Source organism: Ruminococcus sporogenes (genome assembly GCF_054655175.1).
Genome location: NZ_BAAHOA010000003.1, coordinates 512007 through 530933 on the forward strand (window position 1 = coordinate 512007; position 18927 = coordinate 530933).

At 39.5% G+C, this 18927-nt stretch carries 11 protein-coding genes; 10 read left to right on the plus strand and 1 reads right to left on the minus strand.

Annotation, left to right across the window (positions count from 1 at the left end):
* The 6 genes from ACYQ0N_RS12695 (at position 1) to ACYQ0N_RS12720 (ending at position 14883) form a co-directional block, all read left to right on the plus strand.
* Positions 1 to 5757 carry a calcium-binding protein gene (locus tag ACYQ0N_RS12695; protein ID WP_460162890.1) on the plus strand — a complete coding sequence of 1919 codons (5757 nt, stop codon included), beginning with the start codon at positions 1 to 3 and terminating at the stop codon, positions 5755 to 5757.
* 143 nt (positions 5758 to 5900) lie between these two features.
* On the plus strand, positions 5901 to 6713 hold the full coding sequence (locus tag ACYQ0N_RS12700) for a hypothetical protein (protein WP_460162891.1): 813 nt from the start codon (positions 5901 to 5903) through the stop codon (positions 6711 to 6713).
* A gap of 11 nt (positions 6714 to 6724) precedes the next feature.
* Positions 6725 to 10477: a Tle-like phospholipase domain-containing protein gene (locus ACYQ0N_RS12705; protein ID WP_460162892.1), complete on the plus strand. Its 3753-nt coding sequence runs from the start codon at positions 6725 to 6727 to the stop codon at positions 10475 to 10477.
* A 71-nt stretch (positions 10478 to 10548) separates the two neighbouring features.
* Positions 10549 to 12678, plus strand: coding sequence for a type I secretion system permease/ATPase (locus tag ACYQ0N_RS12710; protein WP_460161987.1), 2130 nt, complete (start codon positions 10549 to 10551; stop codon positions 12676 to 12678).
* A complete protein-coding gene (locus ACYQ0N_RS12715) occupies positions 12671 to 13912 on the plus strand; it encodes an HlyD family efflux transporter periplasmic adaptor subunit (protein ID WP_460162893.1) in 1242 nt (413 codons plus the stop codon). The genes ACYQ0N_RS12710 and ACYQ0N_RS12715 overlap by 8 nt, the downstream gene beginning before the upstream one ends.
* Positions 13913 to 14745: 833 nt before the next feature.
* Positions 14746 to 14883: a hypothetical protein gene (locus ACYQ0N_RS12720; protein ID WP_177531628.1), complete on the plus strand. Its 138-nt coding sequence runs from the start codon at positions 14746 to 14748 to the stop codon at positions 14881 to 14883.
* Positions 14884 to 14974: 91 nt separating this feature from the next.
* Here ACYQ0N_RS12720 and ACYQ0N_RS12725 read toward each other — a convergent pair whose 3' ends face one another.
* Complete coding sequence (locus ACYQ0N_RS12725) at positions 14975 to 16174, minus strand: IS110 family RNA-guided transposase (protein ID WP_460162679.1); 1200 nt, start codon at positions 16172 to 16174, stop codon at positions 14975 to 14977.
* Between the two features lie 284 nt (positions 16175 to 16458).
* Here ACYQ0N_RS12725 and ACYQ0N_RS12730 point away from each other — a divergent pair, with 284 nt between their 5' ends.
* From ACYQ0N_RS12730 to ACYQ0N_RS12745, 4 genes are all read left to right on the plus strand, one after another.
* Entirely contained in the window at positions 16459 to 16806 is a 348-nt protein-coding gene (locus ACYQ0N_RS12730) for a type II toxin-antitoxin system PemK/MazF family toxin (RefSeq protein ID WP_124100731.1), read from the plus strand.
* Positions 16799 to 16960 carry a hypothetical protein gene (locus ACYQ0N_RS12735; protein ID WP_460162894.1) on the plus strand — a complete coding sequence of 54 codons (162 nt, stop codon included), beginning with the start codon at positions 16799 to 16801 and terminating at the stop codon, positions 16958 to 16960. The genes ACYQ0N_RS12730 and ACYQ0N_RS12735 overlap by 8 nt, the downstream gene beginning before the upstream one ends.
* Positions 16961 to 17038: 78 nt before the next feature.
* The gene (locus ACYQ0N_RS12740) at positions 17039 to 17263 is read left to right on the plus strand and encodes a hypothetical protein (RefSeq protein ID WP_460162895.1); all 225 of its coding nucleotides are present in this window, start codon (positions 17039 to 17041) and stop codon (positions 17261 to 17263) included.
* 449 nt (positions 17264 to 17712) lie between these two features.
* On the plus strand, positions 17713 to 18798 hold the full coding sequence (locus tag ACYQ0N_RS12745) for a tyrosine-type recombinase/integrase (RefSeq protein ID WP_460162896.1): 1086 nt from the start codon (positions 17713 to 17715) through the stop codon (positions 18796 to 18798).
* Positions 18799 to 18927 lie beyond the last annotated feature (129 nt).

Sequence of the window (18927 nt, forward strand, 5' to 3'; positions counted from 1 at the left end):
ATGTCGATTAATATTGATACAGGTTTTGAGATTATATTAAAACTAGACAATGATATGACAAAAGTAGAAGAAACAATGATAAAACTATCTGACGAAGAAACATATACCGTAGATGGTTTTTGTGAAATATTAAAAAATAATATTGTTTCGTGGGGAGACATTTCTATAAGATTCACATTAGAGGGTCTTAACAATGAAGTGAATTATAGTAATCTCTCGGATTTTATTACTGACTCACCTAATACAGCTGCTTTAAATGAAGCATTAGATAAACTTGCTTCAAGCCATAAGGATTATAGCAAATGGATTAAAAACTATGATTCGCTTTATAAAGGAGCAAACGATCTGGTTGCTTTAGTTGATGAAGCTATTAATATATCAGATACTATAAAAAATTTAACTGATTATTCGGAAGATAATGCTGAGAGAAGAAATGCAATAGCAAAAATAGGAACAAGTATTTTAAGCATGGGAAGTACCTTAACCGGAAATATTCCCGGTATTCTCGGAGATGTTATCTCAGAACAATTCAGTTTGGCAAGCGAAATTTTATCATCGGGAGCCTCAATTATAAATAAACATATAGATCAAATCAAATCGGTTGAAAAAGAAATCGATGAAATTATAAACGGAAAAACCAGCGATTTCGATTTTGATAGTTTAAATGCGGCAAAAGACGAATTGGATATTTCAGCTAAAGTGGATGATTTGTCCGAGTTTGTTTCATATTCTGAAGATATAAGGGAGTTATATAAGGCTTTTGACGTTGACAAAGCAAATGAAGTCAATAATATTATAATTTCATTGAACAACAAAATAAACGAGCTTCAAAATTATCATGAAGCCTATGAGGAATTAGCCAAAGCGATAAACGACTGCTACGAACCGGAGATACTTGGCTTTATAGGCGATAACGTTGACGAGGATAAGCTTGCTGATTATGCGAATGCGTTCTTTAAACGGTTTGGAAAATATATTGACGGTACTGAAGAATTTAATGGTTCAGATTTTGAAGATGAGTTAGCTGATTTTAAAAATCATCATGAAAAAGGAGAAAGCGGCGAAATAGAATTTATGGATGCCGAAGCAGTAGCCAAGCAAAATATTGCCGAAGCTGAGAAAAGCGCCAATAATGCCGAAAGGGCAAAGGTCGATCCTCTTATTCTTGATATTAACGGAGACGGATTTAATATTGAAACAAAAAAATACGGCGCTCATTTCGATTTAAACTGCAACGGCTTTGCGGAAAGAATCAACTGGACACGTCAGGATGCGATATTAGCGCTTGATAAAAACGGAAACGGAAAAATTGACGACGGCAGCGAGGTTTTCGGAGATTTTCATCTTCTTGCAGACGGAACAAAGGCTAAAAACGGCTTTGAAGCATTGGCGCAGTATGATACTAACGGCGACGGTGTTATTGATGAAAACGACGAAATATTTAATCAGCTTAAACTATGGGTTGATTCGGACGGCGACGGATTATCGGGCAGCGGAGAATTGAAATCGCTCAAGGATATGCATATAAAGGCTATAAATCTCAATTACGAATATGTAAACCAGCCTACAGATTCCGAGGCATTGATAGGTAACGTTGCGACTTTTGTCTACGAAGATGATACTATCGGAAATATAGGAGAAATGTGGGTTTCCTCAGACCTTTACGACGCTATCGAAACTGTTATTATAGGAGTGTCTGAGGCAGCTGACGGTCTTCCGAACGTGAGAAGCTTCGGTACTGTTAATTCTCTGCATAATGCAATCGCTATGGATGAAACCGGAAAGCTTACGGAGCTTGTGAACAGCTTTATTTCAGAAACTGATAATGATATTAGGATTTCAATAGTAGAAGAAATCCTGCATTTTATTTGTCATACGGAAAATATAGAATCCGGCAGCCGAGGCTCATATATCGACGCAAAGGATTTAGCTGTAATTGAATCTTTTATGGGACAGGATTTTATGGGAGTAAACGGAGGCAATCCTAATTCTGCCGCGTCTCCTATTCTTAAAAGCGTTTACAGTAATTTAGTTGAGATGTATTGCTTTGCTATGATAGGAAGTCAGATAACAGAACATCTTGATTACATAACGGCTCATACGGAGGATGACGGAAGCATTACTCCAAATATGACATTTTTCAATAAGCATATGTATTACTCAATGAAGCTGGGACAGATAAGTGAAAAGACTTTTTCCGATATATGCTCCTATCTCGGCTATTATGGTTCAAACATTCAGAATGATTATCAGTTGTTTATAGAATTCAGGACATATATGGAGGAAACGGCTCCTCAATATCTTGATATAATTGATTCCTCTGTTTTCGGAGCAATAAGAGGAAATGACGGTAATAACGCATTAAACGGCACTAATGTCTCAGACGTAATTTATGGCGGAGGAGGAAACGACCGGATAACCGGAGGAAACGGAAACGATCTGCTGTTCGGCGGAACAGGAAACGATACAATATCCGGCAGCTCAGGAAACGACATGCTCTACGGCGATTCAGGAAACGATATCCTTGACGGCGGAACAGGCAATGATACGCTTAAGGGCGGAGAAGGAAACGATACCTATGTATTCACAAAGGGATACGGTCACGATACAATAATCGACTCCGACGGTCTGAATACGCTTAAGTTTTCAAATCTTGCCCCAAGCGATATCCTTGTAAACGGAACAGGTGAATATGACGTAACCATCACAATTAAGGGTACAAACGATACCCTCGTTATCAGAGATTTCCGTAAGGGAGAGGAATACAGAAATTATGATCTTGAATTTAACGGCATAAAAATGCACGTTACCGATAAGGGCAGTCCGTTCAGGCATATTTACGGCGGAAACGGCGACGACGTTCTCAAGGCTGTAGTTGAGGATTCTGTTATGCATGCCTTCGGCGGCGATGATACCGTTTACGGAAGCAAAGGCAGCGACGCTATATACGGAAATGAAGGGAACGACACTATATACGCCGGAAGCGGAAACGACTTTGTATTCGGCGGCTCTGATAATGACGTTATTTACGGTGAAGATGGAAACGATATAATTTACGGCGACGAAGGCGATGATGTTCTCGACGGCGGAACAGGAAATGATATCCTTTACGGCGGAACGGGAAATGATACATATGTATTCGGCAGAAATTACGGTACCGATATTATCAGCGACAGCGAAGGGATATCAACTGTTAAGCTTGCCGACGATACAGTCTTGTCTGATCTTGAAATACGCTCTGTCGGCAACGATGTTATTATCAGCATTAAGGATACCGGGGACAAGCTGATCATTACCGACTTTGCAGACGCGCCGGAAAATTACGTTCTGCAAATAGGTGAAGAAAGTCTTTACATAAAGGATAATATCTCAGACACTGTAAACACATACATTTCAGGTACGGAATATTCAGATTATATGCTTCTTGAAAGCGGTAAAGCCAATATCGCGGCAGGCGGTAACGGAGATGATTTCCTTATAGGAGGAACAGAATCTGATTACATATTCGGGGATTCGGGAAACGACAGAATCACAGCGAATAATGGCGACGATGTCATATTCGGCGGCAACGGAAACGATTCGTTGTTCGGAGAAAACGGAAATGACTATATATCCGGCGGCAAAGGCGATGATTATATCAACGGCGGCGACGGTGACGACATTATTGACAGCGGAGCCGGAAACGACTTTATCGACGGAGGAAACGGGAACGATACATATATATTTAAACCGGGTTACGGAAATGATTCTATCATGGACATTGAAGGAACAAACACCATTATGTTCGGAGATGGCTTCACGGCGTCAGGTCTGAAGGCTTACCGTTCAAACTGGAACGACATCCTAATAACCTTCGACGGATATGATGATACTCTTGTTATAAAGAATTACTGTATAAGCAAAGAAGCAAGAAACTTTACTCTTGTGTTTGCAGACGGAACAGTTACAGAAGCGACAGCTCAGGACAGTCCTCTCAGAACAATTTACGGTACTGACGGCAGCGAGTATATGATCTCGATTTATGAGGACGGAATTACTAAAATCGGCAGGGACGGAAACGATCAGCTTGTAGGCGGCAGCGGAAACGACTTCCTCTATGGGGGTAATGGCGACGACAGGCTTACGGGAAATGACGGAAACGACATACTCGACGGCGGCGAAGGCAACGACTTCCTTTACGGCGGATCCGGAAATGATACATATATCTTTAAAAAAGGATATGGTACAGATACGATCGGCGATGGACAGGGCGCAAACACAATTGAAATATACGGATATACTTCAAATCAGATAAAGGCTTATCGCACAAACTGGAACGATATTACTATAACCTTTGAAGGCTCGGATGATAAGCTTGTTATCGAAGGCTTCTTTACTTCCGAAGCAAACAGAAACTTCAGTCTTACGTTCAACGGAGGTTATAAGGTTCACGCAACCGCTTCCAACAGCCCTCTGAGGACCATATACGGAACTGATTACAGCGATTACCTTACAGCTATGGATGACAGAGGCGTGACTCTAATCGGAGAGAACGGAAACGACAGTCTTAACGGCGGCGGCGGAGCGGACAAGCTTTACGGCTCAAGCGGCGATGACCGCCTGTACGGAAACGGAGGAAACGACATACTTGACGGCGGCAAAGGCAGCGACTTCCTTTACGGCGGAGCCGGAAACGATACATATATGTTCAATATCGGTTACGGTACGGATACTATTAATGACAGCGAAGGTACCAATACGATTTCATTCGGCAATGGAATTACCTCAGAGGCTATGACTGCATACCGTACAAACTGGAACGATCTTACTATCACATTCAATGGAACAGATGACAGGCTCGTTATTCAGGGATATTTCAGTTCCGAAAACAACCGCAATTTCAATGTCACGTTTGCAGACGGAACAAGATATGCGTTTGACGATACTGAAAACCCCATAAAACAGGTACACGCTACTGAATATGACGACTGGATGTCTGCGTGGAGCGATAACGGTATTGTACTTTATGGCGACGGAGGAAACGATACGCTAAACGGCGGCGCCGGAAATGACGCGCTTTACGGCGGAACAGGAAACGATTATCTGTACGGAAATGACGGAGATGACATCCTTGACGGCGGAGAGGGCAATGATTATCTGAACGGCGGCAACGGAAACGATACATATGTATTCGGTAGAAATTATGGTACGGATATAATTGAGGATTATGACGGAAATAACAAGATCGTATTAAGCGGTATTGATCCTAACGAGGTCACATTTACTAAAACAAATCAATCCGAACTGAATGTATCAATAAACGGCAGCGAGGATAAGCTGACTATAAGGAACTTTAATTCCGAAAGCTTTACCTTTGAATTTGTAGGCGGAGCAGTAGGAACAGTAAATAAGGATACATGGGAGCTTGAGCTTAGTCAGCCTGCAAGCAATGATGCAATTGTTCAGGAAACCTCTGAGGAAGAAATTATACAAGCGAATGCAGATTTGCTCAGCGATATGTACGCTGACGACAACGTTAATTCTGATTTACTCACAGAAACAAGCGGCGCCGTTCTGATTGAGTCATCAAGCGCTGTTTCTGCGGCAAAGGAAACAGAGGAAGCCGCAGATCAGACGGATATACAGGTAATGATACTGACCGAAAATATGTCCGCTTTCGGTACGGAGAACAATGTTTCTGACAGCATGAGCATTAGCGATCCGATGCAGGATATATCGACGGTTAATCAGCTTCTGATAAACAGTCAGGCTCAGTAAATTTCTGATTATACGCATAAACCCTTGATTTTTCATACCATTTTGTATTTAATTATTGCTAAATATGTGAACTTGTGTTATTATATATCGAGTGGTAAATTTATACAATCTGGTATTGGAAAAATATATAAAGGGAGGTCTTTATGAAAATATTAAAAAGAATCTATATATTACTGCTGTCAGCAGTATTAATAATCGGAGGGAGCGGATGTGAATTGAATAATAGTGAAATTGTAAAGGAGGAGCAAGCAGCCCACGATAAATGGCTGAGGTGGAGGAAGGAGTTTCTTGCAGAACAGGAATTGCCAACGGAATATTCTCAATTAAGCGATTCACAGAAAACTTCAGTAAAAGCAATATATGAAATGATTATGTATTTGCAGGATAAATACGGCATTGAATTCGAATACACAGGATATGTAAGACCTCAGATATTGGAAGATGAATATTTGACTGCCATTCCTAAAGGTGGGAATGAAAAAACAGACACTGTTACAGTAACTCGTCAGGATGACGGCACGCTTACAGACGATTATCCTAATATTGCTGTAAGACCTTATTATGAACAGATGATTACTGATTATATTGAGGATTATTTTGGGTCTGATAAAATAAGAGTATTTTCTGAAATTTTTAATACTAAAATAGAAGATTTTTCAAATATTACAAACGAATCAATGGAACATAATGTTTCGGCATTTAATATAATTTTCATTGAGAAGGAAATATGCTCGACACATGAGTTTAATGAATTTGCCGATAATTACTGTAAATGGTTAAAAGAAAATGGTTTAAGTAGTGAAAACCGAGTGATGTTATTATATAATATAAGTATTAATAAAATAGATGAATTAAATCCATCTGATTATTTTGGTAAAACATATGTTGAAATGGAATTAAATTGCTATGTTAACAAAAATGGTGTAATTCAAATAAGTGAACGAGAAGTAAGATAAGGAGTTTTAAAATGAATATTACAGATGAAGAGTTATTAATGATTGAGCATTTAACTTATTTAAATGAAAGTGTAGCAAGTGCTGCAAAAGTGGATTTTAATTACATAAATAATAAATACGAAAGTTATACAATTTCACAAATACTTGCAAGGTTTGACTCAACCGCGATAGCAAACCTTGAAGCTAAAGGAGACGAACCTTTGGCGGCAGAGGTCAGCGGTTATGAGTGGGCGCAAATAATAAAATATTTACAAAATAATACAAGGCTAAATAAGTTAGTTCTGACAGAAACAATGGAAACACCAAAAGGAGTTCCATTGGCGCTTTGCTTTACAGACGGTACGCCTGATACGAGAGAAGCGATAATCGCATTTAAGGGAACAACCGGAGGAGACGAATGGAGCGATAACGTTGAAGGAGCTATACTTCGCGATACGCCCGACCAGATTGAAGCTCTTGAATTTGTACAAGGCTTACCATATGCCGATATAACATTAACGGGTCATTCAAAAGGCGGGAATAAAGCTAATTATATAACAATATTGTGCGATAAGGTAACACGCTGTGTTGGCTTTGATCCTCAGGGATTTTCACAGCTCTTTTTAAATGATCCGAAATACAGTAAACGAATTGAGGAAAGAGCGAGCCTTATAAAGAATTATTCCTTGTCTACTGATTTTGTACATATATTGCTTTATGAATTGCCCGGAGCAAAGCAGATATTTTGTAAAGGCTTTGGTGTAGATAGTACAGGACAGCATCATAGTCCCAATTCATTCTTTTATACAGATTACTATGGAAATCTTGTTTTGGATGGAATATTTGAATTCCCTATGTTTGTTGAAAGTGTTGAATCTGAATCAGTAGCGCTGCTTCGGGGATATGTTCGCTATTTGCTTGAAACAGGAAGTGAAAAAGAAGTAAAAGAAATGGTTGATTATATATCCGGAATAATGTATAGGAAAGATAAAGGCAGTTCAGAAATGATTGACTTTGCTTTTAGCGATTACGATAGATTGTCAACGATTGTCGGCGGCTTATTAAGCTATGTTGATAAAAACGATATAAGCGACAGAGATATTGAAAATCTTGTGATTACATTATTTGGCAGCGATGTTGTTGGAAAAATTGTAAGTCTTGCTGTTAATCAGGGAATAGACGATGATGACAGCGACCCTATTTTTACAAACTTAGCTTGGTTTTTAGCGGATAAATTATTATCATTAAAAGATATAGATTTAAGCGATATAATAAACCGTTCTGATTTTAATAAATTATGGGGCTTAATTAATGTGAAATTCAAGGATTTCAATAAACGTAATGACATGGAGCCTCCTAAGATAATACAAATTTTGAATGATGTAGAAATGTATATATACAAAGAATTATTATCCGGAGAATATGATTTAATTGACGGTACTCCCGGTAATGATCATTTGCGAAGCGGTTCTGGAAATGCCATGATTTTTGGTTTTTCAGGTGATGATACCTTAGAAGGCTCTTTTGGTGATGATATAATTTTAGGCGGCTTAGATAATGACCGTTTGTATGGTGGGAGCGGCAGCGATTTAATTTATGATATGTATGGAAATAATCTGATGTGGGGAGAGGATGGAAATGATATAATATACGCTGGTGATGGAATAGATCATTTATATGGTGGTATAGGAGACGATTATCTTTTCGGCGGCGATGGAGACGATATACTTAATGGAGAAGAAGATAACGACAACCTCTATGGAGAAGAAGGAAACGATGAGCTTCATGGAGGAGGAGGAGATGATGATTTATTCGGCGGAGATGGCGATGACATTCTTTTCGGCGATGACGGAAATGATTATTTAGAAGGCGGCAACGGTAATAATACCATGTATGGAGGCATAGGAAACGATACCTTTGTAGGCGGAGAAGATATTGATAAGATGTACGGCGGTTTGAATAACGATACATTCTACGGAGGAAACGGCCCTAACTATATGTACGGCGGTGAAGGCGACGATAACTTTACCGGCGGCGAAGGCTACGACTTCATAGAGGGCGGTAACGGCAGCGATACTATGAACGGCGGAAATGGATTCAATGAAATGTTCGGTCAGGACGGGATTGATTACATTTACGGCGGTAATGATAACGACTATATCGACGGCGGCGAATGCGACGATCATCTCTATGGCGGAAACGGAGAAAATGAAATATACGGAGGAGCCGGAAACGACACTATCTATGACGGAAACGACGGAAGCCATATTTACGGCGGTAAAGATAATGATAAAATATTTGCCGGCGGCGGAAATGATGTGATTGATCCCGGAGAGGGCGACGATTACATTCAGGACGATCACGGCGACGATACGATTATTTTCAAGGCAGGTTATGGTACAGATACTATTTCCGACGCTGCGGGAAATAATACAATACAACTTTCGGGGCTTTCAATGTCAGACGCGGTTATGTCAAGAATAAACGGAAGCGACCTTATGATTTCATTCGGCGCAGATAATATCATTATAAAGCAGTACTTTGACGGAGCAGGCTTCCAGAATTTCAATATCAACGGTACGATGATAAATGACTTGATAACAACACTGCACGGCTCTGACAGTAACGACTGGATGTCCGCTTGGAGCGATAATGGAGTTACAATAAAGGGTGAAGGCGGTAATGATACTATTAACGGAGGAAACGGCGATGATACCCTCGACGGAGGAACAGGAAACGACTGGCTGTACGGAGGAAACGGAAACGATACATATATCTTCGGCAAAGGCTACGGAAACGACACAATCGAGGATTGGGGCGGAAGCAGCCTTGTAAAGTTTACAGATATTAATATTGATGAAGTTTCTATTTCCAAATTGAACGATTCGACGCTGGTTCTTACAATTGACAGCACAGGCGATACATTGGCTGTAAATGGATACAAGTGGAATCAAGGCGGTTATATATTTGAATTTGCCGACGGAACAACAGACAGCATAAATAAGGATACATGGAAATGGGAAAGTGGTTTCGGCAGCACGGCAGGAGAAGCTACTCAGCCTGAACAAAATATCATTAACGGTACTGCCGGCAGCGACAATCTTTATGGTACTGACAGTAATGACATCCTCGACGGCGGTGAAGGCAACGATACTCTTTGCGGTGGAAATGGTGAAGATACATATATTTTTGCTAAGGGATACGGCAATGATACCGTTAATGAATGGAGCAGCGATCATAGTGTTATTCAGCTCAAAGGTATTAATTCAGATGAAGTGACAATAACTGACCAATGGGGTTCAAATTTAATTCTTTCTATTAACGGAACAGAAGATACGCTAACAATTAATAACTTCAAATGGGGTCAGTCAAGCTATACCTTTGAATTTGCAGACGGAGCAGTAGGAACAGTAAATAAGGATACATGGGAGCTTGAGCTTAGTCAGCCTGCGAGCAATGATGCAATTGTTCAGGAAACCTCTGAGGAAGAAATTATACAGGCGAGTGCAGATTTGCTCAGCGATATGTACGCTGACGACAACGTTACTTCTGAATTACTCACAGAAACAAGCGGCGCCGTTCTGATTGATTCATCAAGCGCTGTTTCAGAGGCAAAGGAAACAGAGGAAACCGCAGATCAGACGGATATACAGGTAATGATACTGACCGAAAATATGTCCGCTTTCGGTACGGAGAACAACGTTTCTGACTGCATGAGCATTAGCGATCCGATGCAGGATACGTCAGCTTTGAATCAACTGCTTGTCGGTACGCAGGCAGAGTAATATAAATTCTGATTAAAAGTGCGGCAGTAAAAAAAGCTGCCGCATAATTTATGTAAAAAGGAAGTCGAAGCATGGAGAAAAAACAAGACAGCGGACTTAGCTGCTTTATGATAGTTATGAAGTTTCACGGTATACCTATCACAAAAGAGCAGGCTGAAACGCTATCAGTTCTTGATCCCGAACAGAAAACCGGAGAAATAGAAATAATAGAATCCGCAAAGAAATTGAAAATGCGGGCAAAGCTTTGTAAGCTGAATTTAAAAAAGCTGAAGGACGTAAAGGCGCCGATTATTGCAAAGAATAAAAATGACGAATTTTTCATCATAGCTAAGTCCAAAGAAGATAAATATATGATTCTCTTTGCGGATAAAACACAACCTGAAATCAAAAGCCGTGAAGAACTTGAAGAAATTTGGGATGGCACAGCGATCCTTATTACCAAAAAAGGAATAATGGACAGAGAAGCGGTATTCAGCTTCAAGTGGTTTATACCCACGATACTGAAATTCAAAAAGGAATTTATACAGGTACTGATAGCCGTATTTACAGTACAGATTTTAGGAATCCTTACTCCCGTTATGACTCAGGTCGTTGTGGATAAGGTTTTAGTCCATAGAAGTATGTCGACGCTTAACGTGCTTGCAATCGGCATCGCAATTGTATACATATACGAGCTGATTCTGTCCCTTGCCAAAAACTATGTGTTTACCCATACGACAAACAGAATAGACGTAATGCTCAGCTTCAAGCTGTTTCGGCATTTGTTCGCACTTCCCTTGAAATACTTTGAATCAAGACGAGTCGGCGAAACGGTGGCGAGAGTAAGAGAGCTTGACAGTATCAGAAATTTTCTGACAGGCACTCCGCTTTCCTCAATGATAGATTTTATTTTCATAATCGTATACATAGTAGTATTGTTTTTCTACAGCAAAATGCTGACAGTTATCGTCCTCTGCTCTATACCCGTTTACGCAGTACTTTCGGCTATAGTTACTCCCCTTTTCAAAAAAAGACTGGACGAAAAGTTTGAAACGGGAGCGAACACTCAGTCCTTTTTGGTTGAATCCATAACGGGAGTGCAGACCGTAAAATCCTATGCCTTAGAGCCAAAGTTCGAGAAAAAATGGGGCGATTTGCAATCCGATTACGTAAAGGCAAGCTACAAAACCTCTATGGTTTCCGCAACCGCCGGAACGACCGGACAGTTTATTCAGAAGGTATTCGACCTGTTGATTCTGTTTTTCGGCGCAAAAGCGGTAATGGACGGTAATTTTACAGTGGGGCAGCTTGTGGCGTTTCGAATGCTTTCCGGCAGAGTAAGCGGTCCTGTTTTAAGACTGGTACAGCTTTGGCAGGAATATCAGCAGGCGTCGCTTTCAGTAAAAAGAATCGGCGATATTTTTAATACAGCCCCTGAACCGATTCTAAACGCAAATCAGACTGCTATGCCCGGCGTTCAGGGTAAAATTATATTCGATCAGGTGCATTTCAGATACAATCCGCAGGGCGGAGAGGTTATCAAGGGAATGAGCTTTGAAATAGAGCCTGACACCATTGTAGGAGTTGTAGGCAGAAGCGGTTCGGGAAAGAGCACCATTTCAAAGCTGATTCAAAGACTTTATTTGCCGGAGGGCGGTAAAATATCCATAGACGGTATGGATATTTCACTTGTGAATCCCGCAATGCTCAGAAAGCAGATCGGAGTAGTATTGCAGGAAAACTTTATGTTCAACGGAACCGTCGCGGAAAATATTTCAATTCACTGTCCAACAGCAAGTATGGAGCAGATCATTCATTCTGCAAAAATAGCGGGCGCGCATGATTTTATCCTTGAACTTCCTAACGGCTATGAAACGATTATCGGCGAGAAAGGCATGGGACTTTCCGGAGGTCAGAAGCAAAGAGTCGCTATTGCGAGAGCAATACTTAACAATCCCAGAATACTTATATTTGACGAGGCTACGTCTGCTCTTGACTATGAATCCGAGAGTATAATTCAGAATAACCTTAAAGAAATATGCAAAGGAAGAACAGTGCTTATTATTGCTCACAGGCTTTCAACGTTAAAGGACGCGCAGAAAATCATGGTGATTGATAAGGGCAATCTTGTGGAATACGATACTCATGAGAATCTGATGAAACGGGAAGGGCTGTATCATTATTTGTATAACCAGCAGAAAAGGGGCGATATTGATGGATAATAAGCTGACGGAATACGTATTGAAGCACAGCAAAAGCAAGGATAAGGAGCTGAAGTATGATTTTATGCCGTCCTTGCTTGAAATTATTGAACGCCCTGCCCATAAAGCGGGAACGGTAATAATACTCGGAGTTTTTACGCTTATGATCGCGGCAGTCATTTGGGCTTGCCTTTCGAAAATAGACGTGGTAGTTACTGCCGGCGGAAGCGTTCAGCCGTCAGGAAATGTAAACGTGGTGCAGGCCTATTCAGGCGGAACAGTAAAGTCAATAAACGCTGCCGAAGGAGAATATGTGAAAAAGGGAGACGTTCTGATAGAGCTTGATACGGAATCCCTTGATATTGATACAAACCAGCTTAACAGTCAGAAAGAAATTCTTGAAGCACAGCGGAAAATATATACAAAGATTAAAAACGGCGACGATATTTCAAAGATTAAAATTGAAGATTACGAAGCTGAGCTTAAACCGTATATTCAGTCAATTCTGGACGCAGACGCAAGCTATAATAACACTCTTGACAGTCTTAAGAAGGATAAGGAAAACGCCGATTTAAATCATCAGATTTCACAGCTGCAGCTTGAAGAATACGAAGAAAGCGGAACAATCCGTCAGGCTGAAATGCAGGAGCTTATAGTAAAGCAGAACGAGCTTGCGCTGAAACAGTCGGAAACAAAAATAAAGGATACAAAAACCCAGTACAGCGCACAGATCAATTCAAAGCTTTCGGAGATAAGCGGTCAGCTTGACGAAATAGAAACCAACCTTGAAAAATACGCCTTGTCTAAGGATTATCAGTATATAACGGCGCCTGTAAGCGGATATATAAACAACGTAAATGTGAACACCGTCGGAGCGGCGGTAACGAACGCGCAGGAGCTTGTAACGATAGTACCTGATAATATGCCCGTTGAAATGGTGTGCTATGTAAAGAATATGGATATTGCCGACATAGAAATCGGAATGGAAGCGGAAATCAAGCTGGAGGCGTACCCGTATAACAAGTACGGAACGGTGAAGGGAAAGGTGAAATATATCAGTCCCAGCGCGTTTGTCAGCGAGCAGACGGGCAGCGTTTATCTTGTGAAGCTTGAAATTACAGATAAAAATGATGAGATAGATGTGATTTCAGGATTGTCCGGAAGCGTGGAAATAAAGACGGATAAGAGAACTGTTATGGATTACTTCCTAGAGCCTATTAAAAAAGGCTTCGGGGAAGCTCTGAGGGAGAAATAGTTTTGAAATTGACACCTCCCCCCTATCACAGTGACGCGGGAAAGCTAATAAGATAAAGGAATATATATAAATACAAAGAGAAGTGTATAGATTAATATTCAAAACGGAACGTGTAAAAGCGTTCCGCTTTTTTTGTCTGCGAATTTATTAATTGTTTTACTATGCTTAATAACAATAAATAAGAGTTAATATCCAAACTGCGCGGAAACGTATTTCTAAAAGGCTATATTAATGTCAGATGAATTATTTATACCATTTAAGCACATATTTCGGCATTAATATAAAAATATAGACAACTTAGTGGTATAATTAAATATTAGCAAAAGCAACCAATAAAACCAAAGAGTAAACAAGCTTTTAAGGCGTGTTTAGCTCAAACTCTGTTGTGCTTTAAAGGCAGAACGGAGTTTTTTTATGCTCATTTTTAAGTGGCAGTGCTTTGTCGCCAGATATCCTTATACTTTCGTTTTTAAAATAGGGGTCTTAAAACGCCCCTCCCACTCCCTTATAAGTAGAGGTGGAAAAAAGCCTCCTGGATGATAATGAACTTCTATTTAGCAAAATATGCCAGCGGCATATTTCGGGCCCCCTTGACCGGAGAATCAGGCAATGAGGGCGGCTCTATGAGAACCACAGAGGGATGAGATTTCCATGAGATCGATAAGCTGTCGATCGTTTCCGGTATTGGATAAATTTCGTGATAAATCGTCTGATGCAACGAATCAGACGAAGGCAAAACGATAAAAGCTTGTCCGCGCCATAATCATGTTTATTCCATAAAGGAAATCGGATATAAACGACAGAAAGAGCTGATTAAATGAATAATGTTTCTAATGAATAATGTTTCTAAGGATAAAAGACGCAGGGAGGAATACGGCTGGCAGCCTGTGGCCGGCGACGGATCAGGTATTTCGCTGAACGTTCCCTGCGTCAGATTACCGGATAATCATAAATGCAAGGGCTGCGTATAGTACAGCAGGGATACCGACGTTCTGTACTGTCCGTTTGCCAAATGCATAAGGAAAGACCAGCTATAAAAAGTCAATACCCAAAATGAAAAAATCAAGATAAATTTTTAGGATTTTTCGTAGGGGTTGGCAAATAAGGTCTGTTCTCTTTGAGAATAACAAAAATAATATTACAAAGCTTGCGAGCAACACCTCCGACAGCAGTGAGATGGTGCTTGCCTCTGGCTCTGAGAGATTGATAATATTCAGATAAAACGGGGTCGCAGAAAGCGGCACGCTGTGCGGCAAGCCAGATAGCTCTGCGCAGATAAGGTGAACCACGCTTGGAGATTTTGTTTTTAGTTCCTGAAAACTCTCCCGATTGTTTAACGGTAACGTCAAGTCCTGCAAAGGCAACAAGCTGATTAGGACGTTCAAAGCGGTTGATATCGCCGATCTCACTGACGATGATTGCACCAAGAACATCACCGATACCGGTGATAGTGGTTATGTATTGATTGGTTTCGTGAAGAAGATTTGAAATCTGTTCTTCAAGCTCAGAAAGCTGATTTTCAAGGAAAACAACCTGCTGCATAAGCTGCTTGATCTGAAAAGAAAAAGCGTCTTTTGCAAAGGCGATACCAAAGGTGTTTTTAGCAGCAGCTTTGAGTTCTTCAGCCTTCTCTTTGCCAAATTTACCGTGACTTGCTTTGTTCAAAATGTTGGTAAGCTTTCTTGTGGAAATTGCAAGCATATCTTCAGGTGTTGGGCAGTTCAGAAGCAACTCGGTTGATGAGCTTCCGAATGTATCTGAAAACAGCTTGTCATACTCGGGGAATACTTGGTCAAGCAATGCAATTACACGTCTTTTGCAGTCGCCGCAGGCGTCCACAAGTGCAAGACGATAGCGTGAAAGCTGTCTTAATGCAATGATATTTTCCTCAGAAAGCGAGGTTGCGGAATATTCTCCGAAACGCATAATCTGAGCGATGATATATGAATCCTTAGAGTCGTTCTTGGTCTGACGAATATACATTTTTCTGAAAGCTTCGGACTGAATAGGGTTGATAACCTTGACAGTATATCCAAGCTCAAGGAAAAAAGCATATACGGAAAGCCAGTAGTGACCAGTTGCTTCCATTCCGATGATAACATCGTCAGGAGCAATTTCAAATTTTTCAAAAACAGCAAGGATTTTTCCACAGCCTTGCTTGTCGTTGGAGAAGGGGATGCTGTCAAGCAGAGTTTTGCCGTTTATGTCGATGACGGAAGCCTCGTGCTTGTATTTAGCGATGTCAATTCCGCAATAAAACATTGTGATACACCTCGTAAAATTTTGTTACAGCAAAGGTTATCCTCTGTATTTTACGGAAATACAACCTCGTTAGATATTCAGCACTTAAATGCTATCCAGCTCATTCGCATCTGTCCGTAAAGCAGAGGCGCTACTCTTTCAAAGGAAGCCTTGCTTCAAGGAAGCGAACAGCGCCCTCTGACTGTACAGATTTATTATCTCACATTTCTGTGTGATAAACAAGAGGTTTCATAGGGGTTCTCTTTAAATTACCCTTAAATTTATTATACGAGGAAGCGATAAAAATGCTGATTAAGCGGGGAGATATATTTTATGCGGATCTGAGTCCGATAATAGGTTCAGAGCAGGACGGAATACGTCCCGTTCTGGTTATTCAGAACGATACAGGAAATAAATACAGTCCTACCGTTATAACGGTACCCATATCCTCCAAAAAGAAAAACAGCCTTCCGGTCCATGTTCCTCTTTCGGGAACGGAAGTACTGCCGAAGGAATCAATGATCCTGACGGAGCAGATAAGAACGTTAGACCGCAGACGGCTGAAAAAATACTTGGGTTCTCTGGATAATGAGATAATGGATAAGGTCAATGAAGCGTTGAAAATAAGTATGGGGGTTGAAGATAATGAATAAATACGGTCAGGCGGAGTACGCCGCGGAAATTTTAAAACAGATATCGGAAAAAATGCTCTCGGCAGGTATTATTACAGACGAGCAGAAAAAACGTCTCGATAAGCTTAATACTGAAGATTGCTATAGTCGTTTCTGCACAGTATTGGCGGCTTGAATTTGTCAGGTTTGATGATACCATTCAATAAAAAAATGTGGTATTCTTGTTGGTAAAAAGAATAAAGGAGTGAGGAAAATGCCTGCGGTTACAGTGATACAGCCGACAATAACAGAAGAAAAAACAGCAAAAATACGCTGTGCCGCCTATTGCAGAGTAAGTTCTGACAGCGAGGATCAGCTTAATTCCTTTATGGCGCAGACAAGGTACTACAGTCAGCTTTTTGAGGATTCAGAATCGGAAGAGCTTATCGACATATATGCCGATGTAACCTCATACCAAAGGAACGAGAAGAAACAATAAAAAAACAAGGTAACAAAAGCCAACAGGCAAATATGATTTTCGAAGCATAATATTCCTTAAATTTGCTAACCGAAAAAGAATTCATAAAAAAATACTGTCAAGGGCGCGAAAGCGTGAAATTTACCCTTGACAGTATTTTTTATGAATTACAATAAGAAAGCAAAATTAAGGAATTATTGTCATATATAAACCATGAATGAATAAGATATATTAAGTAAAAACGACAAAAAAACTCTCAAAGTTTATTACTTTGAGAGTGTCGAATAAGACTGTTTTTATAGATTAATTATACTGTTTTTTGTAATTAATGTCAATAAATATATAAGTTAAAATTGCAATATCTACAAAGTTTACAATTTTTCAACAATATTTTTGTACAATTTACAATATGAAATAATAGAAAAAATTCTATTTATGGTCAAAATTATGGTACGACGGAGGTTTGATATATGGCAAGACGAGGTGAAAATATAAGAAAAAGAACAGACGGACGTTGGGAGGGACGATATATTGAAAAATACAATAGTAATGGTAAAGCCTGTTACCGTTCTGTTTACGGTACATCTTATTCAGATGTAAAGACCAAATTAAAAGAACGCAAGAAGGTTAGGGTAAACGGCAGTATTATTAATATCGAAAATTTTTGTAAAGAATGGCTTGAAAACAAGGAATCAAAAGTAAAACAGTCCACATATACAAATTACTACAGCATAATTAACAATCATATTATTCCATATTTTAAAAACAGAAAAGCAAGATATCTGACAAATGAAACCATCGAATTATTTATAAATGAAAAAGCAGTGAAGTTGTCCGAAAAGACAGTACACGACATTATTGTATTATTAAAGCAGATAATAAAGTTTGCGGTATCAAGGAAATATATTGAATACTTTGATTTTAATGTAAGTCAGCCAAAAGTCAAAAACAAAGAACTGGCTATACTTAGTAAATACGAACACAGTAAGCTTATAAATTACATTCAGTTAACATTTGATATAAATAAAATAGGGGTATTGTTGTCATTGTTTATGGGCGTTCGTATAGGAGAAGTATGCGCGTTAAAATGGGAAGACGTCAATTTTCAAACTGAAACTTTAAGGATAAATAAAACCATGCAGAGAATAAAAAATCTTGATGAAAAAGCCATAAATAAAACCAAAATAGTAATAGATACCCCAAAAAGTCAAAAGTCAATACGTGAAATACCAATACCGTCATTTATTGTGAATTTAATGAAAAAATATAAGACGGATAAAGAAAAATATTTATTAACAGGAACAGCAGAATTTATAGAGCCAAGGGTATATCAGGATATGTTTAAAACGTATTTAAAGGAATCAGGAATAGAAGATATAAATTATCATGCGTTAAGACATACGTTTGCAACAAGAGCAATAGAGCAAGATTTTGATATAAAAAGTCTCAGCGAAATACTGGGACATTCAAGCGTAAAATTTACTCTTGAAAGATATGTACACCCGTCAGAGGAGCATAAAAGAAAGAACATGGAAAAAATGTCGGTATTCTATTAGTGGTCAAAAATATGGTCAAAAAAAGTAAGAAACTCCGTATTTGCGTGATTTAAAGGTAAAAACTCTCAAAGTAATAAACTTTGAGAGTAAAGACAAAATAATTATACATGATTAGTATGTCCTGAAAAA